At 60.7% G+C, this 24650-nt stretch carries 23 protein-coding genes; 13 read left to right on the top strand and 10 right to left on the bottom strand.

What is annotated here, in order from left to right:
- The first annotated feature begins 129 nt into the window (after positions 1-129).
- The 6 genes from M5B99_RS22900 to M5B99_RS22875 all read left to right on the top strand — a co-directional run bounded on the left by M5B99_RS22900 (position 130) and on the right by M5B99_RS22875 (position 7659).
- Positions 130-1077, top strand: coding sequence for a LysR substrate-binding domain-containing protein (locus M5B99_RS22900; protein WP_248806159.1), 948 nt, complete (start codon positions 130-132; stop codon positions 1075-1077).
- A gap of 288 nt (positions 1078-1365) precedes the next feature.
- Positions 1366-2790, top strand: a complete 1425-nt coding sequence (gene aldA, locus M5B99_RS22895; RefSeq protein WP_248806157.1) for an aldehyde dehydrogenase — start codon at positions 1366-1368, stop codon at positions 2788-2790.
- Between the two features lie 89 nt (positions 2791-2879).
- Positions 2880-4178: an MFS transporter gene (locus M5B99_RS22890; RefSeq protein ID WP_248806155.1), complete on the top strand. Its 1299-nt coding sequence runs from the start codon at positions 2880-2882 to the stop codon at positions 4176-4178.
- 1 nt (position 4179) lies between these two features.
- Positions 4180-5397 (top strand): mandelate racemase/muconate lactonizing enzyme family protein, encoded by a 1218-nt coding sequence (locus M5B99_RS22885; RefSeq protein WP_248806153.1) that lies wholly within the window; start codon positions 4180-4182, stop codon positions 5395-5397.
- Between the two features lie 56 nt (positions 5398-5453).
- Positions 5454-7064: a GMC family oxidoreductase gene (locus M5B99_RS22880; RefSeq protein WP_248806151.1), complete on the top strand. Its 1611-nt coding sequence runs from the start codon at positions 5454-5456 to the stop codon at positions 7062-7064.
- A 244-nt stretch (positions 7065-7308) separates the two neighbouring features.
- Positions 7309-7659, top strand: coding sequence for a hypothetical protein (locus tag M5B99_RS22875; protein ID WP_248806149.1), 351 nt, complete (start codon positions 7309-7311; stop codon positions 7657-7659).
- Positions 7660-7747: 88 nt separating this feature from the next.
- Here M5B99_RS22875 and M5B99_RS22870 read toward each other — a convergent pair whose 3' ends face one another.
- The 3 genes from M5B99_RS22870 to M5B99_RS22860 are packed head-to-tail and all read right to left on the bottom strand — an operon-like array spanning position 7748 to position 10463.
- Positions 7748-8410, bottom strand: a complete 663-nt coding sequence (locus tag M5B99_RS22870; RefSeq protein ID WP_248806147.1) for a TetR/AcrR family transcriptional regulator — start codon at positions 8408-8410, stop codon at positions 7748-7750.
- A 5-nt stretch (positions 8411-8415) separates the two neighbouring features.
- Complete coding sequence (locus tag M5B99_RS22865) at positions 8416-9270, bottom strand: 3-hydroxybutyryl-CoA dehydrogenase (protein ID WP_248806145.1); 855 nt, start codon at positions 9268-9270, stop codon at positions 8416-8418.
- Positions 9271-9281: 11 nt separating this feature from the next.
- Positions 9282-10463 (bottom strand): acetyl-CoA C-acyltransferase family protein, encoded by a 1182-nt coding sequence (locus M5B99_RS22860; protein ID WP_248806144.1) that lies wholly within the window; start codon positions 10461-10463, stop codon positions 9282-9284.
- Between the two features lie 158 nt (positions 10464-10621).
- Here M5B99_RS22860 and M5B99_RS22855 point away from each other — a divergent pair, with 158 nt between their 5' ends.
- The gene (locus M5B99_RS22855; RefSeq protein ID WP_248806143.1) at positions 10622-11644 is read left to right on the top strand and encodes an AraC family transcriptional regulator; all 1023 of its coding nucleotides are present in this window, start codon (positions 10622-10624) and stop codon (positions 11642-11644) included.
- 87 nt (positions 11645-11731) lie between these two features.
- Here M5B99_RS22855 and M5B99_RS22850 read toward each other — a convergent pair whose 3' ends face one another.
- The 4 genes from M5B99_RS22850 to M5B99_RS22835 form a co-directional block, all read right to left on the bottom strand.
- A complete protein-coding gene (locus M5B99_RS22850; protein ID WP_248806142.1) occupies positions 11732-12490 on the bottom strand; it encodes a DJ-1/PfpI family protein in 759 nt (252 codons plus the stop codon).
- A gap of 367 nt (positions 12491-12857) precedes the next feature.
- Positions 12858-14036, bottom strand: coding sequence for an acetyl-CoA C-acetyltransferase (locus M5B99_RS22845; RefSeq protein ID WP_248806141.1), 1179 nt, complete (start codon positions 14034-14036; stop codon positions 12858-12860).
- Between the two features lie 14 nt (positions 14037-14050).
- Complete coding sequence (locus tag M5B99_RS22840; protein ID WP_248806140.1) at positions 14051-14710, bottom strand: CoA transferase subunit B; 660 nt, start codon at positions 14708-14710, stop codon at positions 14051-14053.
- A 37-nt stretch (positions 14711-14747) separates the two neighbouring features.
- Positions 14748-15446: a CoA transferase subunit A gene (locus tag M5B99_RS22835; protein WP_248806139.1), complete on the bottom strand. Its 699-nt coding sequence runs from the start codon at positions 15444-15446 to the stop codon at positions 14748-14750.
- Positions 15447-15587: 141 nt separating this feature from the next.
- Here M5B99_RS22835 and M5B99_RS22830 point away from each other — a divergent pair, with 141 nt between their 5' ends.
- From M5B99_RS22830 to M5B99_RS22810, 5 genes are all read left to right on the top strand, one after another.
- A complete protein-coding gene (locus M5B99_RS22830) occupies positions 15588-16490 on the top strand; it encodes a LysR family transcriptional regulator (RefSeq protein ID WP_248806137.1) in 903 nt (300 codons plus the stop codon).
- A gap of 69 nt (positions 16491-16559) precedes the next feature.
- A complete protein-coding gene (locus M5B99_RS22825; RefSeq protein WP_248806136.1) occupies positions 16560-17120 on the top strand; it encodes a DUF4174 domain-containing protein in 561 nt (186 codons plus the stop codon).
- Positions 17121-17163: 43 nt separating this feature from the next.
- Positions 17164-17934 carry a class I SAM-dependent methyltransferase gene (locus M5B99_RS22820; protein ID WP_248806134.1) on the top strand — a complete coding sequence of 257 codons (771 nt, stop codon included), beginning with the start codon at positions 17164-17166 and terminating at the stop codon, positions 17932-17934.
- 71 nt (positions 17935-18005) lie between these two features.
- Positions 18006-18401 (top strand): GFA family protein, encoded by a 396-nt coding sequence (locus M5B99_RS22815; protein WP_248806133.1) that lies wholly within the window; start codon positions 18006-18008, stop codon positions 18399-18401.
- A gap of 156 nt (positions 18402-18557) precedes the next feature.
- Positions 18558-19343 carry a sulfite exporter TauE/SafE family protein gene (locus M5B99_RS22810; protein ID WP_248806132.1) on the top strand — a complete coding sequence of 262 codons (786 nt, stop codon included), beginning with the start codon at positions 18558-18560 and terminating at the stop codon, positions 19341-19343.
- A 148-nt stretch (positions 19344-19491) separates the two neighbouring features.
- Here the strand turns inward: M5B99_RS22810 and M5B99_RS22805 are convergent, their stop codons facing one another.
- The 3 genes from M5B99_RS22805 to M5B99_RS22795 are packed head-to-tail and all read right to left on the bottom strand — an operon-like array spanning position 19492 to position 22925.
- Complete coding sequence (locus M5B99_RS22805) at positions 19492-20292, bottom strand: sulfite exporter TauE/SafE family protein (RefSeq protein ID WP_248806131.1); 801 nt, start codon at positions 20290-20292, stop codon at positions 19492-19494.
- A gap of 28 nt (positions 20293-20320) precedes the next feature.
- Entirely contained in the window at positions 20321-21991 is a 1671-nt protein-coding gene (locus M5B99_RS22800; protein ID WP_248806129.1) for a bifunctional protein tyrosine phosphatase family protein/NAD(P)/FAD-dependent oxidoreductase, read from the bottom strand.
- Positions 21992-22046: 55 nt separating this feature from the next.
- Positions 22047-22925: an MBL fold metallo-hydrolase gene (locus M5B99_RS22795; RefSeq protein WP_248806127.1), complete on the bottom strand. Its 879-nt coding sequence runs from the start codon at positions 22923-22925 to the stop codon at positions 22047-22049.
- Positions 22926-23163: 238 nt separating this feature from the next.
- Between M5B99_RS22795 and M5B99_RS22790 the strand changes: the two genes are divergently transcribed.
- Complete coding sequence (locus M5B99_RS22790; RefSeq protein WP_248806126.1) at positions 23164-24489, top strand: sigma-54 interaction domain-containing protein; 1326 nt, start codon at positions 23164-23166, stop codon at positions 24487-24489.
- Positions 24490-24650: the final 161 nt, after the last annotated feature.

The raw sequence follows: 24650 nt of genomic DNA, 5'->3' as shown, positions 1-24650 counted from the left end.
CGGCAGGTTCGTGTTTTGAGGCGGCGTACAGGATTCTGATTTTTGTAGGACGATAGACAAAAAGGAATGTTACCCACCCCTGGCCCCATGCGATGCTTGTGGTTGTCCGCCCTTGGTGAGTGCCTTTTCTTGAAACGCAAAATGCCCGCGCTCAATGCGCTCAAAGCCTTCGAAGTGGCTGGCAGCACCGGCAGCTTTACCCGCGCCGCCGAGCTGCTGAACGTGACCCAGAGCGCCGTCAGCCGCCAGGTCCGTCAGCTTGAGGAGCAACTGGGCGAAAGCCTGCTGGAGCGTCGTCATCACCACCTCGAATTGACCAGTGCCGGGCGGGTGTTGCTGCGCGCGCTGCATCAGTCTTTCGACAAGATCGAGATGACCGTGCGCGGCATCCAGGAGAAGAACCACGCCAACCGCCTGCGCATCAATGCGCCGCCGACCTTTACCAGCCGCTGGCTGCTACCGCGCCTGGGGCGTTTGCGTCAGCAGCATCCGGGATTGGAACTGAGCATCACCACGCGGCTGCAGGACAGCCTGGCCGAGACCAGTACCCTGGATTGCGCGATCCGTTTCGGCGATGGCGAATGGGATGGCTTGGACAGTTCGTTGTTGATGCATGAGCGGCATATTGCCGTGTGTTCGCCGAGCCTGTATGCCCGAGAGTTGAGCGGGCAGGAAGAGATCGACCTGAACCGCCTGACCCTGCTGCATGTGCTGGCCAAGGAGGACCAGCGCTACCTGACCTGGAAACACTGGCTGGACGCGGCGCGGATCAGTGGCGTGGAGACCTTGAGCGGTTATGAGTTCGATCTGCTGGACCTGGCGATTCGCGCGGCTATCGACGGCCTGGGTATCACCATCGCCGACTGGCACATGGTGGCCGGCGAACTGGCCTGCGGGCAGTTGACCCAGGTGCTCAATGTGCATGTCGACGGGCACCAGTCCTACTGGCTGGTGACCCGCCAGGAGCAGACGCAGATCCCCCAGTTGCAGATTTTCAGCCAGTGGCTGCAGGAAGAACTGCAACTGGCGCGGCGACAATTGGAGCCTTCTACCCCGGTGATCATGCCTGCCCGTTAAAGAGGGGGCAGGGCTGTTTTGGTGGCGAGGGGGCTTGCCCCCGCTCGGCTGCGAAGCAGTCGTAAAACCGTCTGACGCATTCTGTCTGAATGTGCTGAATTGCCTGGTTTCAGGGCCGCTTCGCGCCCCAGCGCGGGCAAGCCCGCTCGCCACAAGTGCGATTTATCTATGACATAGCAGGTAACCTGCATTTTTTGAATGTTTACCGCTTGAATTAATCGTTTGTTCATCCCGCGCCGGATGACAAGACTGCTGGCTCTCAGATAAGAAAAGTACGAGAACCCGTAGATGTCCACCCAGCGCAATTTTGTTAACGGTCAGTTCGTCGAGCCCGCCGGCTCCGCCCGGATCGCGGTCTACAACCCGGCCACCGAAACCCTGATCGATCATGTCCCGGCCGCCACCTGCGGCGAAGCGGTCGAGGCCGTCGAGGCCGCCGCCTCCGCCCAGAAACTCTGGGGCAAACTCACCAGTATCGAGCGCGCCGAGCATCTGCGCAGCTTGGCCAGCGCCCTGGAAGCCTGCGCCGAAGACATCGGCCAGGCCCTGGCGGCGGAGTCCGGCAAGAGCGTCGCCGACGCCAGCAATGAAGCCCGTTATGCCGCGCAGATCACCCGCTACCATGCCGAATGGGCACGGCGCATCGAAGGCGAGATCATTCCCAGCGATACCCCGGATGAAAACCTGTTCCTGCAGCGCGAGCCCATCGGCGTCGTCGCCTGCCTGATTCCGTTCAACTACCCGGTCTACACCCTGCTGCGCAAGATCGCCCCGGCGCTGATCGCCGGCAATACCGTGGTGGTGCGTCCGAGCAACAACACGCCGATCTCGGCATTTGAAATCGCCCGGGCCGTGCAGCAATCCGGCCTGCCCGCCGGTGTGGTGAATATCCTGACCATGGACCACGATACTGCCGCCAGCGTCTGTACCCACAAGGCCGTCGGCCTGATCACCCTGACCGGCAGCGTCAACGCCGGGCGCATCGTGCTCGACTACTGCAAGGCCAATATCGCCAAGCCGTCCCTGGAACTGGGCGGCAAGACCCCGGCGATCATCGAGGCCGATGCAAACCTGGCACAGGCCGCCAGCGCCATCGTCGCCTCCAAGACCACCCACTGCGGTCAGCTGTGTACGGCAGTGGAGCGGGTCTATGTCCACGAAAGCGTGCACGACCGTTTCCTCGTCCTGCTGAAAGAGAAAATCAGCGCGGTGCGGTTTGGTGATCGAGCGACGGATGCCAGCCTGATGGGACCGCTGGTCAATGCCAGTTCACGGCGCAATATCCACGCCATGGTCGAGCGCGCCGTGGCTGCGGGTGCGGTGCTGGAAACCGGTGGCGTGATCCCCGAAGGCGCCGGGCATTTCTACCCGCCGACCCTGCTCAGCGGTTGCCGCCAGGACATGGAGGTCGTCCAGGAAGAAATCTTCGGCCCGGTTCTGCCGGTGCTCAAGTACCGTGATATCGACGAGGCGCTGGCCATGGCCAACGATCACCAGTTCGGCCTGTCGTCGGTGCTCTATACCGAGAACTACCGCACGGCGATGAAAGTGGCGAATGCCATCGAGTCCGGCGAGCTCTATGTCAACCGCACCCCGGCCGACCCCTACCAGGGATTCCACGCCGGCTGGAAGCGTTCCGGCCTGGGTGGCGATGACGGCAAGCACGGCATGCTCGAGTTCACCCAGACCCGGCTGGTGGTCATGAAGTACTGAGGCAGGCGTTACGCGACACGCTACTCCAATAACAACAATCGATAGAGAAGGGCGACCGTGCACTGCCGGATCGCCCGAGGTCCCTGTACATGTCCAAGCCTGCTGCTGTTCAGGTTCACGCCGCCGCCACGTCCGCCAAAAGCGACAAGGGCAGTCGTTATTTCCAACTGATGTTGCTGGTGCTGGCCGCCGGGGCGATCTACCCGATCCTCTACCTGCGCCAGGTCTACCAGACCACCATGCTCGAAGTGTTCCATATCAATCACAGCGAGCTGGGTTACCTGTACTCGATGCTCGGTACCCTCTTCCTGCTCAGCTACCTGCCCAGCGGCTGGCTGGCGGATCGCCTGGCGCCGCGTTTGCTGATCTTCTTCTCGCTGGTGGCCACCGGCTTGCTGGGTATCTGGTATTCCACCGCACCGTCCATGACCGGTCTGATGATCATCTTCGGCTGCTGGGGGCTGACCACCGGCCTGACCTTCTGGGCCTCGGTGCTCAAGCGGGTCAAGATGATCGCCGAGGCCTCCGAGCAGGGGCGTTTTTTCGGCATCCTCGACGGCGGTCGCGGCCTGGTGGAAGCCATGCTCGCCACTGTGGCACTGGGGTTGTTCGCCTACGCCACCGAGACCCGCAGCGAGTCGGCCGCCGAAGGCTTCAAGCATGTGGTCTACCTGTACTCCTTCACCTGTATCGCCATCGGTTGCGTGTTGGTGTCGCTCAAGGACCCCCAGTCCGTGGCGGCCGTTGAAACCCAGGAAGAAAAGGCCTCGCACAGCCTGCTCGGCGACCTGGCCTTCCTGGTGAAGATTCCCGAGTTGTGGCTGGTGACCGCCATCGTGTTCTGCGGTTATCACATCTTCTGGGCCACCTACAGTTTCTCCGACTACCTGCAAGGCAGCGGCATGACCGCGGTCATGGCCGGCACCATCACCACCATCAAGTTGTGGATGCGCCCCATCGGCGGTCTCGGCGGCGGCTACCTGGGTGACAAGTTCTCGAATATCTCGGTGCTGATCGTCGCGCTGCTGCTGGCGACCCTCGGCATCCTCGGGCTGATCGTCTTCCCGGCGCTGGGCAGCATCGGCCTGCTGGTGGCCACGGTGATCTTTATCGGCTTGATGACCTACGCCATTCGCGGCTTGTACTGGGCGATCCTCGACACCTGCAAGATCCCGCTGCGGATCACCGGTCTGGCCATCGGCATTGTCTCGGTGGTCGGCTACCTGCCGGACACCTTTATCCCGTTGATCAACGGTTATCTCACGGAAAACTTCCCTGGCGCCCTCGGTTACAAACTGTATTTCGGCTACATCGCCTTTATCGGCGGGCTTGGAACCCTGGCGGCCCTGGCGCTGCGTGCGCTGATCAATAAAAAGGCAGGTGCCTGATATGAAAATCGTCTCCCTGGAAACCCATATCGTCGCCGTACCGCCGCCGCATATCGGCGGCATGTACTGGCTGTTCGTCAAGCTCAAGACCGCCTGCGGCATCGAGGGCGTCGGCGAGATCTACGCCGCCACCTTCGGCCCCAAGGCCATGGTGCCGATCATCGAGGACGTGTTCGAGCGCTACCTGCAGGACCAGGACCCGCACCATATCGAGCGCTTCTTCCGCCAGGCCTATTCCAGCGGTTTCACCCAGCGTCCGGACCTGACCATGATGGGCGTGGTCAGCGGCCTGGAGATGGCCTGCTGGGACATCATCGGCAAGGCGGCGAACAAGCCGGTGTATGAGCTGCTGGGCGGCAAGGTCAACGAGCGCCTGCGTTCCTACACCTACCTGTACCCGGTCAACAGCCGTGGCGAGTATGACTACGACGACCCGGACCTCGCCGCCGAATGCGCGGTAGAGAACATGAAGCTGGGCTTTACCGCCGTGAAGTTCGACCCGGCCGGACCTTACACCGCCTATTCCGGCCACCAGATCTCCCTGGAAGTGCTGGAGCGCTGCGAAACCTTCTGCCGCAAGATCCGCGAAGCGGTGGGTGACAAGTGCGACCTGCTGTTCGGCACCCACGGGCAAATGGTGCCGTCCTCGGCGATTCGCCTGGCCAAGCGCCTGGAGAAATACGATCCGCTGTGGTTCGAGGAGCCGGTACCGCCCGGCCAGGAAGAGGCGATGGCGCAAGTGGCGGCCAAGACCACGATCCCGATTGCCACCGGCGAGCGGCTGACCACCAAATACGAGTTCTTCAAGCTGCTGCAGGCCGGCGGCGCGTCGATCCTGCAGATGAACGTGGCGCGCTGCGGCGGCCTGCTGGAAGCCAAGAAGATTGCCAGCATGGCCGAGGCCTACTACGCGCAGATCGCCCCGCACCTGTACAACGGCCCGATCGGCGCCGCGGCCAGTTTCCAGCTGGCGACCTGCACGCCGAACTTCCTGATCCAGGAAAGCATCATGACCTGGGGCGGTTTCCACGCCGAAGTGCTGACCAAGCCGCTGCAATGGGAAGACGGCTACATCATCCCGTCCCGCGAGCCGGGCCTTGGCGTCGAGCTGAACATGGACGTGGTGCGCCAGCACACGCCCTACACCGGCCAACGGTTGCACCTGCAAATGGCGCCGACCCCCGCCGATGTGAAAGACACGTCGCCGGCCAGGGGCTGAGCCATCCTGCCGCCCTGGGACAGGGCGGCGTTTTCAACGAATCAGCGGTAACCTGCATGACATACGACTACATCATCGCCGGCGCGGGCGCCGCCGGTTGCATCCTCGCCAACCGCTTGTCGGCTTCGGGGAAATACACGGTCCTGTTGCTGGAAGCGGGCGGCAAGGACGCCTCGTTCTGGTTCAAGATCCCGGTCGGTTTCGCCAAGATGTATTACAACCCGACCTTCAACTGGATGTACTACAGCCAGCCGCAGAAACAACTGCACAACCGGGAAATCTACGCCCCCCGGGGCAAGGTCCAGGGCGGTTCGGGCTCGATCAACGCCATGGTCTATGTGCGTGGCCAGGCCCATGACTTCGATGACTGGGCGGCCAATGGCAATGACGGCTGGGCGTTCAAGGACGTGCTGCCGTATTTCCGCAAGCTGGAAAATCACCCGCTGGGCGATACCGAATATCACGGCGGCAGCGGGCCGATCAGCATCACGCCGATGCAGGGGCATACGCACCCGATCTGCGATGTGTTCCTCAAGGGCTGTGAGCAACTGGGTTACCAGCGCAGCGACGATTTCAATGGGCCGAAGTTCGAAGGGGCGGGGGTCTACGACGTCAATACCCGCAACGGCCAGCGCAGCTCCAGCAGCTTCGCCCACCTGCACCCGGCGCTGAGTCGGCCGAACCTCACCGTCGAGCACCATGCGCTGGTGGAGCGGGTGCTGTTCGACAACGACCTGCGGGCCATCGGCATTTCCATCAGCCAGCACGGCGTGGCGCGCTCGTTCAAGGCCAACAAGGAAGTGATCCTGTGTGCCGGTGCGGTGGATACGCCGAAGATCCTGCAACTGTCCGGGGTCGGCGAGCAGACACTGCTCAGCGAACACCGGGTGCCGCTGGTCAAGCATCTGCCCGCGGTGGGGCAGAACCTGCAGGACCACCTGTGCGTGAGCTACTACTACAAGGCCAATATCCCGACCTTGAACGATGAACTGAGCTCGCTGTTCGGCCAGCTCAAACTGGGCCTGCAATACCTGCTGACCCGCAAGGGCGCGTTGGCCATGAGCGTGAACCAGGCCGGCGGTTTCTTCCGTGGCAGTGAAGAGCAGGCGCACCCGAACCTGCAGATGTACTTCAATCCCTTGTCGTACCAGATTCCGAAGAACAACAAGGCCAGCCTCAAGCCGGAACCCTATTCGGGCTTCCTGCTGTGCTTCAACCCCTGCCGGCCGACCAGTCGCGGCAGCGTGCGGATCGCTTCGAAGAACCCGGCGGATGCAGCGCTGATCGACCCGAATTACCTGAGCACCGAGAAGGATATCGACGAGGTGTTGCAGGGCAGCCGGTTGATTCGCAAGATCATGCAGGCGCCGGCGTTGCGGGCGATTACCGTCGATGAAGTGTTGCCCGGCAAGGCGGTGAATGACGACGCGGCGATGCTGGAGTATTTCCGCGAGAACAGCGGCTCGATCTATCACCTGTGCGGTTCCTGCGCGATGGGTTCGGACCCGCAGGTGTCGGTGGTCGACAAGCGCCTGAAGGTGCATGGGATGAAGGGGCTGCGGATTGTCGATGCGTCGATCTTCCCCAACGTGACGTCGGGCAATACCCATGCGGCGGTGCTGATGGTGGCGGAGAAGGGCGCGGACCTGATTCTCGAGGATGCCTGAACCGCAGTCTGATCCGTGCTGACTCGCCAGCACGGTCATTGTGGGAGCCGGATTTACCGGAGCGCCGGACCGCTGCGAAGAGGCCCTTGAGGGCGGCAAAAGCTTCGCGGGCAAGCTCCGCTCCCACAGTCTTCAGTCATATGGACGGTGCCGGGCGGGATGCGCAGGCGCTGTTCACGCCGTAGTGATTCGTATTGGGCCGCCACAATGCTAAAGTCGCTTCTTTTTTCGGCAGGGAACGGTCATGCGCATGTTAATCGGGACGTTGGCGGTAGTGGCGTTGGCGGGCTGCATGGGGCCAGCCATGAACCAGACCCGTAGTACCGGGCCGACCAAGAGCTTCACGTCGAGCAAGGCCGAGGATGTCGTGGTCCAGTGCATTCAGTTTGCCTGGCAGGACGAGGCGGTGTTCGGTGTGGATGCGGCGGCTTATCTGCAACCCGGCTACAAGAGCGGCTCGACCGTTTATACCCGTGGTTCGGAGTTCTTTGCCGACGTGCGCCACGAAGGTGCGGACACGCGGGTCGACTACTACGCCACCACCAGCAAGCCGATTGGCACGAGAAGGCTGGCGGCGGTGGCGACCTGCCTGTAACGCCACCGGTCTTGGAGACACCGCATCCCCTGTAGGAGCCGGTTTGCCGGCGATGAGGCCCGTGAGTCCTGCATCGACTCTTCGGCCGTCATCGCCGGCAAACCGGCTCCTGCAGGGACCGTGTTTCTCCGCAAGGGTGGGCCAGCGCACCCTTGACCGCCCCCAGCGCGATATTGTGCATCAACCCCCGATACGTCGCCGCATCCAGTCCGGCTTCCTCGGTCCAGGCCGGCAGGTTGTTCAGCAGGCAGAGAAAGGTGCGCACGGTGGTCAGGGCCAGGGTGGTGTCGGTCGACAATCCCAACGGCCCCAGCAACTTGATCAGGTGACTTTCATAACGCCTGCGCAAGACCAGGATCGCCGCCTGGTGCGCCGCTTCCAGGCAGTGGAACTCATGCTCGGCAACCCGGAAGAAATCGCCCTTGGCGCGATGCAGGTCCAGGTGCGCGGCGATCAATTCGTTCAGGCGTTTCTCCGCCGACCGTGCGCTACGCACCGGCTGCGTGACAATCCCCAACAGCTCCAGGTGCAGGCTTTCGATCAGTTCGAAGAGCAAGGCCTGCTTGCTCTCGATATGGTTGTAGATCGAGCCCGCCTGGATGCCCAGGTGCCCGGCCAGCTCACGCAGGCCGACCTGGGCGAACCCGCGCTGGGCAAACAGCGCCACGGCCTTTTCGCGGGTTTGCAGATGGCGCGAGGTCCTGGCCTGAAGCTCGGCTTCAGGCACGGCGGCGAGGGCGCTGCGGGGCATGGCGATCAGCGCTCGTACGTATGGAAGCCGCGGCCGCTTTTACGACCCAGATAGCCGGCGGCAACCATTTCCTTGAGCAACTGCGCCGGACGGTACTTGGGTTCGTCGAAGCCGGAGTGCAGGCTCTCCATGATCGCCAGCAGGGTGTCCAGGCCGATCAGGTCGGCCAGGGCCAGCGGGCCGATCGGCTGGTTGCAGCCCAACTGCATACCGGCGTCGATATCCTCGGCGCTGGCCAGGTCTTCCTGGAGCACGAAGATGGCTTCGTTGATCATCGGGCAGAGGATGCGATTGACCACGAAGCCCGGGCGGTTGCGGGCAGTGACCGCGGTCTTGCCGATCTGCCCGGCCAGGGCCATGGCCTGGGCATGGGTGGCATCGCTGGTCTGCAGGCCACGGATGACTTCCAGCAGGCCCATCATCGGCACCGGGTTGAAGAAGTGCAGGCCGATAAAGCGCCCGGGCTGGTCGATGGCCGCCGCCAGCTCGGTGATCGACAGAGACGAGGTGTTGGTGGCGATAATGCATTCGGCGCTGGCCACTTCGGCCACCTGCCGGAGAATGCGTTTTTTCAGTTCGAGGTTTTCCGTGGCCGCCTCGATCACCAGTTCGGCCCGGGCCAGCACCGCGTAGTCGCTGCTCAGGCTGATGCGGCCGAGGGCGGTCTGTTTGTCCTCGGCGCTGATCACTGCCTTGCGCACTTGTCGGTCAAGGTTGCCGGTCAGGGTCGCCAGGCCTTTGTCCAGGGCCTGCTGCGAAACGTCGATCAGCGACACTTCGAGACCCGCCACCGCACAGACCTGGGCAATCCCGTTGCCCATGATGCCGGCGCCGATCACGGCGATACGTTGAATACTCATGTTCGTTGTCCTTAAACCCGTTCGAAGATAACGGCGATACCTTGGCCGCCGCCGATGCACATGGTGGCCAGGCCGTAGCGGCCACCGGTGCGATGCAGTTCGTGAATCAGTTTGGTGGCGATGATCGCGCCGGTGGCGCCCACCGGGTGGCCCAGGGCAATCCCGGAACCGTTGGGGTTGACCTTGGCCGGGTCGAAGTCCAACTCTTGGCTGACGGCGCAGGCCTGGGCGGCGAAGGCGACGTTGGCTTCGATCACATCCAGGTCGGCCACCGTCAGGCCGGCGCGCTTGAGGGCCAGGCGCGTGGCGGGGATCGGGCCCAGGCCCATCAGTTCCGGCTCGAGCCCGGCATGGGCGTAGGCCACCAGGCGGGCCAGGGGTTTCAGGCCGTCGCTTTGCAACGCGGCACCCGTGGCCAGCAGCAGGGCGGCGGCGCCGTCATTCAGGCCCGAGGCATTGCCGGCAGTGACGGTGCCATCTTTCTTGAAAGCGGTTTTCATCTGCGCCAGCTGTTCCAGCGAAGTCGCCCGCGGGTGCTCGTCGACGCTGAACAGCTGTGTGCCCTTGCGGCTGCGCACTTCCACCGGGATGATCTGCGAGGTGAAGCGGCCTTCCTCGATGGCGCGGCTGGCGCGCCGTTGTTCTTCCAGGGCCAGGTCGTCCTGCATCTGCCGGGTGATGCCATTGCGCTCGGCAATGTTCTCGGCGGTGATGCCCATGTGAATGCCGTGGAACGGGTCATGGAGAATGCCCAGCATATAGTCGATGGCCTGCACATTGCCCATGCGCGCGCCCCAACGAGCCGAGGGCAGCAGGTAGGGGCCGCGGCTCATGGATTCGGCGCCGGCACCGATGGCGATTTCGGCATCGCCGAGCAACAGGGTCTGCGCTGCCGAGACAATCGCCTGCAAGCCCGAACCGCAGAGGCGGTTGACGTTGTAGGCCGGGGTTTCCTTGGGAATGCCGGCGTTGATCGCGGCAACCCGGGACAGGTAGGCGTCCAGGGTGTCGGTGGGGATCACGTTGCCCATCACCACATGGCCGACCCGCGCCGGATCGACGTCACTGCGTTGCAGGGCGGCCTTGACCGCGGTGGTGGCCAGTTCGCTCAAGGGAACGTCTTTCAGCGAGCCGCCGAAGGTGCCGATGGCGGTACGGGCGGCGCTGACGATATACACTTCGGGCTTTGACATGGGGGCAGTCCTGATTATTGTGGGGATCAGCTTGCATGATCCGTGTAGGAGGGAGGCCGTTCATCCAGTGCGGCCAGTCTAGGACCGTCGGTCCACTCGGCCTATGCCGAAACTGCTCAGTAAACCTGTGATTTTTTGCCATATGCAGCTTGGGATTCATGAAAGAAAAACATTCGGTATCGTCCTACTTCATTAAAGCGCTGCTGGTGCGTTTTCTCGACCGCCCGCAGCGCATTGCCGAGCTGCTGCAGGCCGCGGGCTTTGCCGAGCGCTCGCTGGACGAACTGGGTGAGCGGGTTGCGCCCCGGCTGCTGGCGCAACTCTGGCTGACGGTGATCCGCGAGCTGGGTGACGAATTCTTTGGTTTCGACTCCCATGGCATGCCCATCGGCAGCTTCGCCCTGATCTGCCGGGGACTGATCCAGGCGCCGACCGTGGGCAAGGCCCTGGGCCTGTCGCTGGAGTATTTCGCGCTGTTCCTGCGTGATATCGACGCCCAGCTGCAGATCCGTGGCAAGCGGGTGGTCGTGGTGATGCGCACCGAGACCCGGGACCCTTACCTGCAAGCGGTGATCACCGAAACCTTCCTGATCCTGATCGTCGGCCTGATGTGCTGGCTGGCCGGACGGCGTATTCCCATCAGCCGTGCCCGTTTCGCCCATGCTCGTCCGCCGCACGGCGACGAGCATCTGTTGTGGGGCGCCTATGTGGAGTTCGACGCGGCGGTGACCGAGATCGAATTCGAGCGCGAATACTTGCGCTTGCCGGTGTTGCAGGACCGCAAGTCGCTTTACACCTTTCTGCGGGATGCGCCGCAGTCGGTGTTTATCCGCTTCCGTAATCGCGAGGGTTTCAGCGCCCGGGTCCACCAGCGCTTGCGCGCCTGTGGTTACGACCATTGGCCGACCCTGGAGCAACTGGCAGTGGAGTTCGATATCCACCAGGCCAGCCTGCGCCGGGCGTTGCAGCGTGAGGGCTTTTCCTATCAGGAAATCAAGGACGAGGTGCGCCGGGCCATTGCCTTCGAGCGGCTGCGCAGCACCAGCATGAGCATTGCCGATATCGCCCAGGAAGTCGGCTTTCGCGAGCCCAGCGCCTTCCACCGTGCCTTCAAGCAGTGGACGGGGGAGAGCCCCGGGAGTTTTCGTTCGCGCGGGGCGCAAGGATCCGCGCAGCCCTGATGGATTCAGCTATAACCTTCGTTTCATCCATCGCTGTTCTGCAACCAGGCAGGCTTGAGGTGACAGTCAGCGCCGGCCAATCGGCTTCTACGCGGCTTGTGCGGGTCTCAGCAGCTTGATCCACTCGGCCGCCAGGCGATGGCAATCCCCCGGCCAGCGCGCGGTCAGCAGGTTGCCGTCGCGGACTACGAAGCCACGGCCCGGCTTGGCTGCGGAATCGCGCAGCAGCGCGGGTGGGCCCTGGGAGAAGTCTTTTGGACTGGCCAGTGCCGCCTTGATCTCGGACTCTACGGTTCGCGGATAAGTCCGGTAGTAACGGCCGAGCCATGGTGCGGTGATCAGCCAGGCGGCCAGTTCCATGGTGGTGGACAGTAGCGCGGTGACCTTGCGCCCGTGGAGCACCGAGCGCCCGTTGTCGGGGTCGAGGGTGCGGGCCAGCAGCAGCGGGCCGTGGCACACCGAGGCGACCGGTTTGCCGGTTTTGAAGAAGTGCAGGACGATGCGCTTGGCCTCGTCGGACTCCAGCAGGCTGCGCATGCCTTCGGCATGTCCGCCTGGTACGAGCAAACCTTCGAATTGCCCGGGGTCGACCTCGGCGTAGGCCAGCGGTTGGCGGAAGTGTTCGTCGGCAATCATCGTCTTGTAGCTTTGCAAATCGCTGTCGCGGGTCATCAGCATGGGGTTCAGCAGGCCGAAGCCTTGCTCCACCAGACGCGGATCGGCGTAGGCCGGGGCGCCCAAGGGGGTGGCAAAGCGCACCTCAATTCCGGCCCGACGCATGGCCTGCCAGGGCACGCTGCTTTCGGTGGGGTCGTAGTCGGAGTGGGGGAGCAGGACAAGGATCATGCGGGCGGCTCGATTTCTACGGGGTAGAGATCGAGGATAGCAGCAGGATCGTTACCTGGCCGTGCCGGATAACGCTATGAAGTCTGTAGGATATGTTGCAACACGGTGTGCTCCCACAGGACTGTTGTCTTACGCAAATTTTGTGTTCGGCGCAGATCCTTGTGGGAACCGGATTTACCGGAGCGCCGGACCGCCGCGAAGAGGCCCTTGAGACCGCCAAAAGCTTCGCGGCGGTGCGGCGATCCGACAAGCGCCGCTCCCACAGGTTTCCGGTTGCATGCAGACTTTCGGTTCGGCACAGAGATTGTGGCCGGCTTGCCGGCGATGGCGATGTAAGATTCACCGCCATCATCGGCTTTGTCGGGAACTAGCGCTCGATCGCCAGCGCCACGCCTTGGCCGCCGCCGATGCACAAGGTCGCCAGACCTTTTTTCGCATCGCGCTTGAGCATTTCATGCAACAGCGTCACCAGCACCCGGCAACCCGAAGCTCCGATTGGATGACCCAGGGCAATCGCACCGCCATTGACATTGACCTTGGCCGCGTCCCAACCCAGTTCCTTGCCCACCGACAAGGCCTGGGCGGCAAAGGCTTCGTTGGCTTCGATCAGGTCCAACTGGTCGAGGGACCAGCCGGCCTTGTCCAGGCAACGACGGGTGGCACTGACCGGGCCGATGCCCATGATCGCCGGGTCGACGCCCGCGTTGGCATAAGCCGCGATCTTCGCCAGTACCGGCAGGCCTAGGGCCTTGGCCTTGGCGGCGCTCATCAGGATCACCGCAGCAGCCCCGTCGTTCAGCGACGAAGCGTTGCCGGCGGTGACCGTACCGTCCTTCTTGAAGGCCGGTTTGAGCTTGCCCAGCGACTCGGCGGTGGTGCCCGCACGCGGTTGTTCATCGGTGGCGAAGGCCACCGGGTCGCCCTTGCGCTGGGGAATCAGGATCGGGGTGATCTCGTCGACGAAGCGCCCGGCTTCAATGGCGGCAACGGCTTTCTGCTGGGAGGCGGCGGCAAACGCATCCTGCGCCTCACGGCTGATGTCGTACTGGGTCACCAGGTTCTCGGCGGTGATGCCCATGTGGTAATCGTTGAACGCATCCCACAGGCCGTCGCTGATCATGGTGTCGACGATCTGGGCATGGCCCATGCGCAGGCCGGTGCGGGCACCGGGCATCACGTAGTTGGACAGGCTCATGTTCTCCTGGCCGCCGGCGATGATCACCTCGGCGTCGCCGCAGCGAATCGCCTGGGTCGCCAGGTGCAGGGCCTTGAGGCCCGAACCGCAGACCTTGTTCAAGGTCATGGCCGGTACCGCGTGGGGCAGGCCGGCCTTGATCGCGGCCTGGCGCGCGGGGTTCTGCCCGGCGCCGGCGGTGAGCACCTGGCCCATGATCACTTCATCGACCAGCGCACCGTCCAGGCCGGTCTGCTCCAGCAATTGGCGGATCACCGCGGCGCCCAGGTCCACGGCGGAGATATTCGCCAGCGAACCCTGAAAACTGCCTACCGCGGTACGGGTGGCGGCCACAATCACTACGTCTTGCATCGCTTCATTCCTCATCAGGAAAACTGCATTTCAGGCACATGTTCGGGAACAATCAGTTTACCCGCGGTCTTGCTGACAATCTCTTCGACGCTGACGCCAGGCGCCCGCTCCTTGAGAATGAACGCGCCGTTTTCGATTTCCAGGTAGGCGAGGTCAGTCAACACGCGTTTGATGCAGCGCGCGCCGGTCAGCGGCAGGCTGCAGCGCGACAGCAGTTTCGACTCGCCGTCCTTGGACGCATGGGTCATGGTGACGATGATGTTCTCCGCGCCGGCCACCAGGTCCATGGCGCCGCCCATACCCTTGACCAGCTTGCCGGGGATCATCCAGGAGGCGATGTTGCCCTCGACGTCGACTTCAAAGGCGCCGAGCACCGTGAGGTCGATATGGCCGCCGCGAATCATCGCGAAGGATTCGGCGGAGGAAAAGATCGACGCGCCGATACGGGCGGTGACTGTCTGCTTGCCGGCGTTGATCATATCGGCATCGACTTGGTCGTCGGTAGGAAAGGCACCCATGCCGAGCAGACCGTTTTCAGACTGCAGCATGACTTCCATGCCGGCGGGGATGTAGTTGGCGACCAGGGTCGGAATGCCGATGCCCAGGTTCACGTAGTAGCCGTCCTGCATTTCGCGGGCGACGCGCTGGGCCATTTGTTCGCGGGAAAGTGCCATGTTCTTGTTCTCCGTTAGTCGAGGGAAGGGCCGGGGGTCACTTGCGCACGGTGCGCTGTTCGATGCGCTTCTCGAACGTGCCGCAGATGACCCGGTCGACGTAGATGCCCGGGGTGTGGATCTGCGAGGGTTCCAGCTCGCCGGGTTCGACGATTTCCTCGACTTCGACCACGGTGATCTTGCCGGCGGTGGCGGCCAGCGGGTTGAAATTCTGCGCGGTGTGGCGATAGATGACATTGCCGAAGTGGTCGGCCTTCCAGCCTTTGACGATGGCGAAATCGCCGGTGATGGACTCTTCCATCAGGTACGGACGGCCGTTGAACTCACGGGTTTCCTTGCCGTCGGCGACCGGAGTACCGACCCCGGTGGCGGTGAAGAAGGCCGGAATACCGGCGCCGCCGGCGCGCATTTTCTCGGCCAGGGTGCCTTGCGGGGTCAACACCACTTCGATTTCACCGCTGAGCAGCTGTTTTTCGAAGAGGGCGTTTTCACCGACATAGGAGGCGACCACCTTGCGGATCTGCCGGTCTTCCAGCAGCACACCGAGGCCGAAGCCGTCGACGCCGCAGTTATTGGAAACCACGGTCAGTTCGCGAGTACCCTTGCGCTTGATCTCGGCGATCAGGTTCTCGGGGATGCCGCACAGGCCGAAGCCGCCACTCAGGACCGTCATGCCGTCCTCGAGCCCTGCCAGGGCTTCTTCGTAGGAATACACGCGTTTATCGAAACCTGCCATATGCACCATCCTCTTGTTGTTTGTCGGACTCGCCGTTGGAGGTGAGTGTTGCTCTGGAAGATATATTTGTTAAGTTGATTTTTAGGGTCGATTGATTGATAAAGATCAAGAATGCCTTTCCCCTCAGTCGAGACCTCGCTCATGACCGTTAAACAGCTTAGGGCCTTTCTTGCCGTTGCCCAGAGTCTGAGCTTCGCCGTGGCGGGCGAGCGTCTCTATTTGTCGCAATCGGCCCTGAGCCTGACCATCAAGGCCCTGGAAGAAGGCCTGGGCGGGAGGCTGTTCAGTCGCAATACCCGCAATGTCGCCCTGACCCCGGAAGGCGAGGTCCTGGTGCCCCTGGCCCGGCGCCTGATCGCCGATTGGGACAATGCCGAAGATGAACTGCGCCAGCGTTTCACCCTGCAGCGCGGCCGGGTGACCCTGGCGGCGATGCCGTCATTCGCCGGTAACCTGCTACCACCGCTCCTCAAGACCTTCCGGGCACGCTATCCCCAGGTTAATGTCACGGTCAACGATGTGATCAACGAGCAGGTCCTGGAGATGGTGCGTGATGGCCAGGTCGAACTGGGCGTGGCCTTCGAACCGCCGCAGGGCTCGTCGCTGGTGTTCACGTCGCTGTATATCGACCGTTTCGTCGCCGTGGTGCCGGCGGATTCGCCCTGGGTCGATCAGGCGCAGATCGATTGGCCCACCTTGCTGACGCAACCCTTCATTACCCTGCAGCGCCCATCCACGGTGCGGGTGATGCTGGAGGAGCATCTGCGGGCGCGGGACATGAGCTTGCCGGTGGAGTTCGAGAGCCATCAACTGGCCACGGTGGGGCGCATGGTCGCCAGCGGGCTGGGGGTGAGTGCGGTGCCGGCATTGTGCGTCGGGCAGATGCGCGAGCTGGGCGCGCGCTGCATTACTTTGTGCGATCCGGTGGTCGAACGGGCCATCGGTGTGCTGACCAAACCCAGCCATGAGCTGTCGGCGGCGGCCCAGGCATTGTTTGATGTATTGCAGGAGGAAAGATTAAGTTACTTGAATTTCGAAAAATAACTGCGTTGCGTGTGGACCTTTTCCAGCGATGCGCAATCATTACCCCATGAATATCCGAAGGAGGTGTGTATGTTCATCCGGTCTTTGACCCTCGCTGTACTGTCCGTCGTTGCTGCAAGTCCCGTCTGGGCAGCCGATGAGGTGTCTCCGCTGGCGCAGGATCTGGGGAAAAACCGTCCGTTGATCGTGATTGCGCCGAGTACGGCGGATCCCACGTTGGTCAGCCTGAAGAAGGCGATCGATGATCCGGCCAACAAGAAGGACATCGACGAACGTCAACTGGTGCTCTACGAAGTGGCTCAGACCGTCGGCAAGCGCGCGGGTAAATGGATGGAACAACCGGCTACCATGGCGCTGATTCGCGGGCTCAAGCTGGGGGTCACACCGGAGGGCAAGTCCACGGTGATCCTGGTGGGCAAGGACGGCGAACAGAAGATCCTGGAGCACGATGGGCCGATTGCGCTCAAGGATGTGTTCAGTGCGGTCGATGCCTTGCCGGCCTCGGAGAAAGCCGCCGTCGCGCCTGCACCAGCGGCACCACCGGAAGCCAAGCAGGCGAAGGGCGCAAAAGGTGCCAAGGCCGAGAAGGCCGGCAAGCAGGCTGCGCCGCAAAAGGATCTGGAGGACTGATCCTCGGTTGTCTTCATCGGAATTAATCCACAGGGGCACGGCCATGTCGGGTATTCACAAGGCAGCACAAGTCGGTTTCAGCGCTGAAGCCAAAACCTATGCCCATGGTCGCCCTGACTATCCGGTCGAGCTGCTGCCGTGGTTGCACGACAGCCTGGCTGTCGGGCCGGGCGCGCAGGTTATCGACCTGGGGGCCGGCACTGGCAAGTTCACCCGGCTGCTGGCGACAACCGGCGCCACGGTGACGGCCATCGAGCCGGTCGAGGCGATGCGGGCCGAGCTGGTCGCGCGCCTGCCGGCGGTTCGGGCGCTATCCGGGACTGCCGAGGCGATACCGCTGGACTCCGAGGTTGGCGATGCGCTGCTGTGTGCCCAGGCGTTTCACTGGTTTGCCCATGAAGCGGCGCTCGCCGAGATTCACCGGGTCCTCAAGCCGGGCGGACGGCTTGGACTGGTGTGGAATGTGCGTGACGAGTCGGTTGACTGGGTAGCGGCCATTACCCGGATCATTACCCCTTACGAGGGCGATACCCCGCGTTTCCACACGGGTGCCTGGCGCAAGCCATTCAACGGTCACTACTTTTCGGCGCCGGAGTTGAGTTGCTTTGAGTACAGCCATGTGGGCACGCCCGAGGAAGTCATCATCGACCGCTTTCTATCGGTCAGCTTCATTGCGGCATTGCCGACGGCGGAAAAGGCACAGGTCATCGAGCAACTGCATGCCTTGATTCATACCCATCCGGCCTTGCGCGGCCAGGAAACCATCGCCTTTCCTTATCGGACCGAAGCCTATCGCTGCATGCGCCTTGACTGATATCGACTGGCCAGCTTGACGCCCGCTGGTTAGGATCATGCCTTGTCGTGGTTCATGGTCAAGGAACGGGTATGAAGGGTAGTTGTGCGTGTGGGACCGTCGCGTATGAAATCGACGCTATCGATATGCCGATCGGGCATTGTCATTGCCGTACTTGTCGCAAGACCCACGCGGCGGCGTTTACGACCACCGCCGGGGTCAAACGCGAGCATTTTCGCTGGCTAAAGGGCCAGGAAAGGCTGGCGGCTTATGAAGCCTCTCCGGGCAAACTGCGACATTTTTGTTCGCAGTGCGGCTCGCATCTGATGGCCGAGAGACCACACTTGCCCATCGTGATCGTACGGGTCGCGACCCTGGATGACGATCCGGGCGTGATCGCCGAGGAGCACATCTGGGTCTCTCATGACGTACCGTGGCTTGCATATGAGGGAATGGCCGAGTATCCGGAGTGGCAGTCGACGCGCTGAATGAAGGATGCTGCGCCCATAGGTACACAGCCATTCACCCAGTCGCCAGTCGCGATAGTTATAACGTTATATTATATTTATATAAAGGTTCATAACGTTAAGCGCTATGCTGCCCTGAGATTTTTTATGCTCGGGCTGAATTCACAGGGCTTGCCAATGGATGTCGGTAATATCGGTTTTGTCGTCGCAGGCTTGGTGGTCGGCTTTATTGTCGGGATGACCGGTGTCGGTGGCGGTTCGTTGATGACGCCGATCCTGCTGTGGTTCGGCATCAACCCGGCCACGGCCGTGGGCACGGACCTGCTCTACGCCGCGATCACCAAGTCCGGCGGCGTTCTGGTTCACCGGAAGAACGACAATATCGACTGGAAAATTACCGGCTGGCTGACCCTTGGCAGCGTGCCGGCGGTGTTGTTGACCTTGTGGTTCCTGAGCCGCCTGCACACCGCGCCTGAAGCCTTGAACAGCGTCATCAAGCAGTCGCTGGGATTTGTGCTGTTGCTGACGGCACTGGCGGTGCTGTTCAAGAGCAAGTTGCTGGCATTTGCCCATCGGCGTGGGGTCGATCACGCGCAGATCAGTGACTCGAAGTTGAACGGGCTGACGGTACTGACCGGCCTGATCCTTGGTCTCATGGTCGCTCTGACCTCCATCGGTGCCGGCGCCCTGGGCACGGTGGCCTTGTTTATCCTCTATCCGTTCCTGCCGACCCGGCGCCTGGTGGGCACGGAAATCGCCCACGCGGTGCCGTTGACCCTGGTCGCGGGCCTGGGGCATGCGAGCATGGGCAATATGAACTGGGAGCTGCTGGGCTTTCTGTTGATGGGCTCGCTGCCGGGGATCTATATCGGCAGTCATCTGGCCGGGCGGGTGTCTGATCGCGTCCTGCGACCGTTTCTGGCAGTCATGCTGTTTTCGATTGGGTACAAGTTGGTGTTCTGAGCGTGACCGGGGACTCTATTTGGGGCCGAGTCAACACTGAAAAACTAGGAGTACAAGCACAGGCAGTAAGCTGATTTACTGTGTGTGTAACCGGATCAAAGCTGGTGTGATAAGACGGTGGAAGTCAATCCGCCGTCGACTTGGTCTACTAAACAGCTTTTACCAGCAGGGCCACTGCAACCACCATAGATACAATGGCAAATCCCTTTTGTAAGTGTGGTCCCGACAGCTTCGCTGCAACTAGGCGTCCGCAAATCATGCCGGCTAATGCTCCAATGGAAAACGGAATGGCAATTGCCCACTGTAAGTGCCCAGCTGCCGAGCTTGCCGCAACGCCGGAAATTGAAACCAGCGCAATAACGGCTAGAGATGTTGCAAGCACTGACTGTGCTGTCAGATTGGTGTATCGCTGGAGCATCGGCACCATCACAAAGCCACCGCCCACACCGAGCAAACCGGAAAGCCCTCCGGCGACGATACCAGAAACGGTGAGTACCCATGCACACGGAGCCGTCCAGTTTAGCTTTCCTCTATTTGCGTCCAATAGACAGGGTGGTGGTTTGTTCGTGACCGGTATCTTTGACTCGGCGGATGAGCGCAATGATCTTTGAAATACTCGGAGTGCCACGTACATCAGTACAAAGGCAAAAATTATCGTCAACGGACGGTTGGGTGTACGCTGCGCCAACCAAAGGCCAAGTGGAGAACATACGATCCCCGCTCCTGCAATTAAAAGTGCAGCTTTATAGCGGACGGTGCCGTTCTTGAGTCCCATTACCGTACCCAGGGTCGCGGCTAAACCGACAGCAAGTAAACCAATTGGCCCGGCTTCGGCCATGCTTAATCCCACTCCAAAAACCAACAATGGAACAGCCAGTATTCCTCCGCCAGCACCGGTCAGTGCCAGAATGACGCCAACAGTCAGCCCGAGCAGTAAGACTATGATCATCTCAGTTTCCCTGCTTTCACGTCTGATTTCATAGGTCGGCCAGCTCAGGTTTCGCCATCCACTCATGGCCCTTCAGCATGCCCTTCCAATATAGTGGTGGAAGAATTCGCTCTTTGAGCAGCCATGCCAGTCTTGATGGCCTGGTGCCGTCAATCAGCCAGGACGGGAAGCTCGGGGCGACCTTGCCGCCATAGGTGAACTCAGCCAGTACGATCTTGCCGCGTTCAACGGTCAGCGGACAGGAGCCGTAACCGTCGTAATGGGCGCTGCCCTTTGCTTTACCCATTGCAGCCAACACATTGTGGGCAACAACGGGAGCCTGCTTGCGTGCTGCCGCCGCGGTTTTGGCGTTGCTGGAGTTGGTCGCATCCCCCAGTGCGTGAATATTTGTCCAGGTTTTATGACGCAGAGTGTCAGGGTCGACATCGATCCAGCCTGCCGCATCAGCAAGGGGGCTGACTCGAACAAAATCCGGTGCAATCTGCGGCGGCACCACATGAAGCAGATCGAAGTCACGAGTAACAAGATGGGCGCTGCCATCTGGATTAACGCAGTTGAATGTGGCGGTTCGCGCAGGTCCATCCACACAGGTCAGCGTGTTGCCGAAATTCAGGTCGATACCATAAGCCGTAATGTATTCCATCAGCGCTGGGACATAGTCGGGAACTCCAAACAGCACCGCCCCGGCGCTGTAAAACTCGATCTCGACTTTGTCCAATACACCGGTACGTTTCCAATGATCGGCAGATAAGTACATGGCTTTTTGGGGAGCCCCCGCGCATTTTATCGGCATGGGGGGTTGTGTGAAAATTGCTCGGCCGCCACGCAGTTGCTGCACCATTTCCCATGTATAGGGGGCGAGGTGATACAGGTAGTTTGAGCTCACACCGTTGCGCCCCAGGGTGTCTGACAAACCCTCAATGGCATGCCAATTGAGCTTGAGGCCAGGACATACCACCAGTTGTTCGTACTTGACGACTCTGCACCCATCAAGAATGACAGCATTTCTCTCGGGTTCGAAAGCAGCTACCGCCGACTTGATCCAATGCACTCCACGGGGGATGGTCGCGCCCATCGTGTGGGCAGTTTGAGGGGCGCTGAAGACACCACAGCCGACAAGTGTCCAGCCAGGCTGGTAGTAGTGCACCTCTGCGGGGTCGATAAGGACGATGTCGAGCCCGGGTTCTCGTGCCAGTAAACTGGATGCCGTCGCGATACCCGCCGCGCCGGCACCGATGATGACCACGGTGTGCTGCGCCTCTGCAACTTCAACAGGTGTGAGCCCCTGATTCGCAATCCGGCGGATGACCCCTTTCATGTCGAACCCGGCTTTTTTTGCGGTTTCGACGATTTGTGGCAGGGGCAGTTTGCCCGCTTGTGATAGTGCCCACATCGTTGTCGAACGCATGCCCGATCGGCAATATGCCAATATCGGTTTTGGAAGTGATTCAAGTAGCTTGCCGAAGGCAATGCCCTGCTCATCGGTTACTTTTCCTGATTCGGCAGGAAGATAGTGCGCTTCAATGCCAATTGCCTGGGCCGTGCGTTTGATTTCGGCAAACAAAGGTTGATCAGCGCCTTCGCCATCCGGACGGTTGCAAACGATGGCGCGAAAACCGGCGTCTTTCAGTTCTGCCAATTGGTTGGGGAAAATCTGTTCTGATATTGATAGTCCAGGCGCAAGGCGGCGAATGTCCATAAGTGTCTCCGTATAGGTATATTTCTTATGAGTTTCTGGAGAGAGGCGGGCAACGTCAGGTGACGTTCAGCGGAATTTTTAGATAGCGCGTTCCGTTCGATTCAGGCTCGGGGAAGTGCCCGGCCCGCATGTTGACCTGAACCGATGGCAGGATCAGTAACGGCAGTTGCATCGATGCATCTCGCTTGTTGCGCATCGCCACAAACGCCTCCTCGCTGATGCCATTTCGCACATGAATGTTGTGGGCGCGCTGATCAGCAACGGTGCTGACAAATTGCACCTCGCGGCCACCAGGCTGGTAGTCGTGGCACATGTAGAGCAATGTATCAGCCGGCAGACTCAACACCTTGTTGATTGATTGGAACAGTGTGTGGGCATCGCCGCCGGGAAAATCGCAGCGCGCGGTGCCGTAGTCGGGCATGAACAAGGTGTCGCCGACGAATGCGGCGGTTTCCCTGCCATCGCTGATCACATAAGTCATACAGGCCGGTGTGTGGCCCGGCGTATGGAGCGCGCGGCAGTGCAGTGTGCCGATGGTGAAGGGTTCGTCATTGACGAACAGATGATCAAATTGACTTCCGTCACGCGCCATGTCGTCCGCTGTGTTGAACAAGGTCCCGAAGACCTCTTGCACCGTCGAAATCTGGCTGCCGATGCCTATTTTTCCGCCGAGCTTTTCCTTCAGGTATGGCGCCGCCGTTAGGTGGTCCGCGTGGACATGGGTTTCAAGAATCCAGTCGACCTTCGCTTTCAGTTCGGCCGCTCTTGCAATCAGTTTGTCGGCAGATGTTGTGGCTGTATGGCCTGATTCAGCAGCGTAATCCAGCACACTGTCTATCAATGCACAGTGGCGGGTGCTTTCATCGAGCACCAGATAACTGATGGTATGGGTAGCCGGATCGAAGAATCCTTCGACGTGAAGTTTCATGCTCATGATCTGTCTCCTTAGGGGGGCTTCTACCGAGCCACTCACACTAGGGACTGACATACGCAATAAGTCTGCCAGGGCGAAGCTGCGCTGGAAAAATATCTTATCTAGTTGAATGTATTGGATTAATTCTTCTGTCTCGAGTTGATATTTTTTTTGCCCTCCTAAACGCACTGCCATTGCTAGTGCGTATTGACATAAGTGGCAGTGCCACGACAGGATAAATGGATTCCTAGGAGCCACGATGACAAACATCCTGCCCACGCCAGCCAGCTCACTCCCACGCCGGGACCAAGTGCAATCACTGGTGTCGTTTCTTGAGTACGAAGCCCATCCGATGATCGTGCTTGATCCCGATTACAACATCCTGGCTGCCAACACTGCCTATCAACGGCAGTTTGGCAGTGCTGACAAACCCTTTATCGGGCATAAGTGTTATCGGATCTCCCACCACTACGACGTCCCTTGTGATCAGGCAGGTGAGAATTGTCCGATGAAAAAGGCCCAGGAAATGCGCGGTCTGGATCGAGTGCTGCACATTCACCACACGCACCGTGGCCCTGAGCACGTTGAAGTCGAGCTGCGCCCGATTCTGGATGAACATGGTGTGATTACCGCTTATGTGGAGCGGCTTACCATGGTTCGCAGTGCGTCGGCACGACCGAGCAAGGCGGGGTTGGTCGGTTGTTCGCCGGCTTTCAACCTTGCCTTGTCAGCACTACAGCGGGTGGCGCCGTCAATGTTGCCGGTATTGTTGTTGGGAGAGTCCGGTACCGGCAAAGAGTTGTTCGCCCGCGCCGTGCATGAAACGAGCGAGCGCGCCACTGGGCCGTTTGTAGTCGTTGATTGCTCGGGGTTGACCGAAACGCTATTTGAGAGCGAGCTGTTCGGCCATGAAAAGGGTGCGTTTACCGGGGCCATCACGCGCAAGCCGGGGTTGGTTGATACCGCACAAGGCGGCACGTTATTTCTCGATGAGATTGGCGACGTTCCGCTGGCCATGCAGGTGAAACTGTTGCGCCTGATCGAGTCTGGCACCTATCGTCGGGTCGGTGGCGTCGAGACCCTTCATGCAAACTTCAGGTTAATTGCCGCGACCCACAAGCCACTGGAAAAAATGATGGAGACGGAGACGTTCAGGCAGGACCTGTATTACCGAATCAGCGCTTTTCCCATCCACTTGCCGCCATTGCGTAATCGGGTTGAAGACATTGGTTTGCTTGTGAATTCATTTTTACAACGTACGGGTACTGGCAAACGTAGGCTGACTATAGAGGCTGATGCTCTGATGCAACTGCAGCGGTTTGCCTGGCCCGGTAACATCCGTGAACTGCGTAATGTCATGGAAAGAGCCTGCCTGTTCGCCGACGATGGCATCATCCGCGCGGTACATCTACCCAGGACAGCCGCCGAGATGTCTCCGCGGATTTCCACTCCAGCTCTTTTCGACAACAGCACGTTGGCACAGGTATTGGCTACTTTTAAAGGCACCCGCAGTGAGCTGGCCAAGCACATGGGCATTGGCGAGCGTACTTTGTACCGACGACTGAAGGCGCTAGGTTTGTCCTGAACCTCATTCAGCGACTGACTGCCAATGACTGCCGACCTGGCAGAGTTGGCAGTATGTTGATTGGACCAAGCATCCCCGATCTTGCTGGGTAGATACTTAACTCTCTGTTATTAAACAATAAAATTATAACTCTTTCCCTTGGCATGCCATGTGCTTACTAC

It is taken from the genome of Pseudomonas sp. MWU13-2100, from assembly GCF_023242365.1.
GTDB lineage: Bacteria > Pseudomonadota > Gammaproteobacteria > Pseudomonadales > Pseudomonadaceae > Aquipseudomonas.
This window is presented reverse-complemented; position numbering and strand designations above follow the sequence as displayed.

Coding starts and splice junctions, on each gene's coding strand:
- M5B99_RS22840 (WP_248806140.1), bottom strand. CDS start 14,710: ATGGCACTTTCCCGCGAACAAATGGCCCAGCGCGTCGCCCGCGAAATG.
- M5B99_RS22825 (WP_248806136.1), top strand. CDS start 16,560: ATGTTCATCCGGTCTTTGACCCTCGCTGTACTGTCCGTCGTTGCTGCA.
- M5B99_RS22845 (WP_248806141.1), bottom strand. CDS start 14,036: ATGCAAGACGTAGTGATTGTGGCCGCCACCCGTACCGCGGTAGGCAGT.
- M5B99_RS22810 (WP_248806132.1), top strand. CDS start 18,558: ATGGATGTCGGTAATATCGGTTTTGTCGTCGCAGGCTTGGTGGTCGGC.
- M5B99_RS22815 (WP_248806133.1), top strand. CDS start 18,006: ATGAAGGGTAGTTGTGCGTGTGGGACCGTCGCGTATGAAATCGACGCT.
- M5B99_RS22795 (WP_248806127.1), bottom strand. CDS start 22,925: ATGAGCATGAAACTTCACGTCGAAGGATTCTTCGATCCGGCTACCCAT.
- aldA (WP_248806157.1), top strand. CDS start 1,366: ATGTCCACCCAGCGCAATTTTGTTAACGGTCAGTTCGTCGAGCCCGCC.
- M5B99_RS22880 (WP_248806151.1), top strand. CDS start 5,454: ATGACATACGACTACATCATCGCCGGCGCGGGCGCCGCCGGTTGCATC.
- M5B99_RS22860 (WP_248806144.1), bottom strand. CDS start 10,463: ATGTCAAAGCCCGAAGTGTATATCGTCAGCGCCGCCCGTACCGCCATC.
- M5B99_RS22890 (WP_248806155.1), top strand. CDS start 2,880: ATGTCCAAGCCTGCTGCTGTTCAGGTTCACGCCGCCGCCACGTCCGCC.
- M5B99_RS22875 (WP_248806149.1), top strand. CDS start 7,309: ATGCGCATGTTAATCGGGACGTTGGCGGTAGTGGCGTTGGCGGGCTGC.
- M5B99_RS22800 (WP_248806129.1), bottom strand. CDS start 21,991: ATGGACATTCGCCGCCTTGCGCCTGGACTATCAATATCAGAACAGATT.
- M5B99_RS22835 (WP_248806139.1), bottom strand. CDS start 15,446: ATGGCAGGTTTCGATAAACGCGTGTATTCCTACGAAGAAGCCCTGGCA.
- M5B99_RS22790 (WP_248806126.1), top strand. CDS start 23,164: ATGACAAACATCCTGCCCACGCCAGCCAGCTCACTCCCACGCCGGGAC.
- M5B99_RS22865 (WP_248806145.1), bottom strand. CDS start 9,270: ATGAGTATTCAACGTATCGCCGTGATCGGCGCCGGCATCATGGGCAAC.
- M5B99_RS22885 (WP_248806153.1), top strand. CDS start 4,180: ATGAAAATCGTCTCCCTGGAAACCCATATCGTCGCCGTACCGCCGCCG.
- M5B99_RS22855 (WP_248806143.1), top strand. CDS start 10,622: ATGAAAGAAAAACATTCGGTATCGTCCTACTTCATTAAAGCGCTGCTG.
- M5B99_RS22870 (WP_248806147.1), bottom strand. CDS start 8,410: ATGCCCCGCAGCGCCCTCGCCGCCGTGCCTGAAGCCGAGCTTCAGGCC.
- M5B99_RS22805 (WP_248806131.1), bottom strand. CDS start 20,292: ATGATCATAGTCTTACTGCTCGGGCTGACTGTTGGCGTCATTCTGGCA.
- M5B99_RS22850 (WP_248806142.1), bottom strand. CDS start 12,490: ATGATCCTTGTCCTGCTCCCCCACTCCGACTACGACCCCACCGAAAGC.
- M5B99_RS22820 (WP_248806134.1), top strand. CDS start 17,164: ATGTCGGGTATTCACAAGGCAGCACAAGTCGGTTTCAGCGCTGAAGCC.
- M5B99_RS22830 (WP_248806137.1), top strand. CDS start 15,588: ATGACCGTTAAACAGCTTAGGGCCTTTCTTGCCGTTGCCCAGAGTCTG.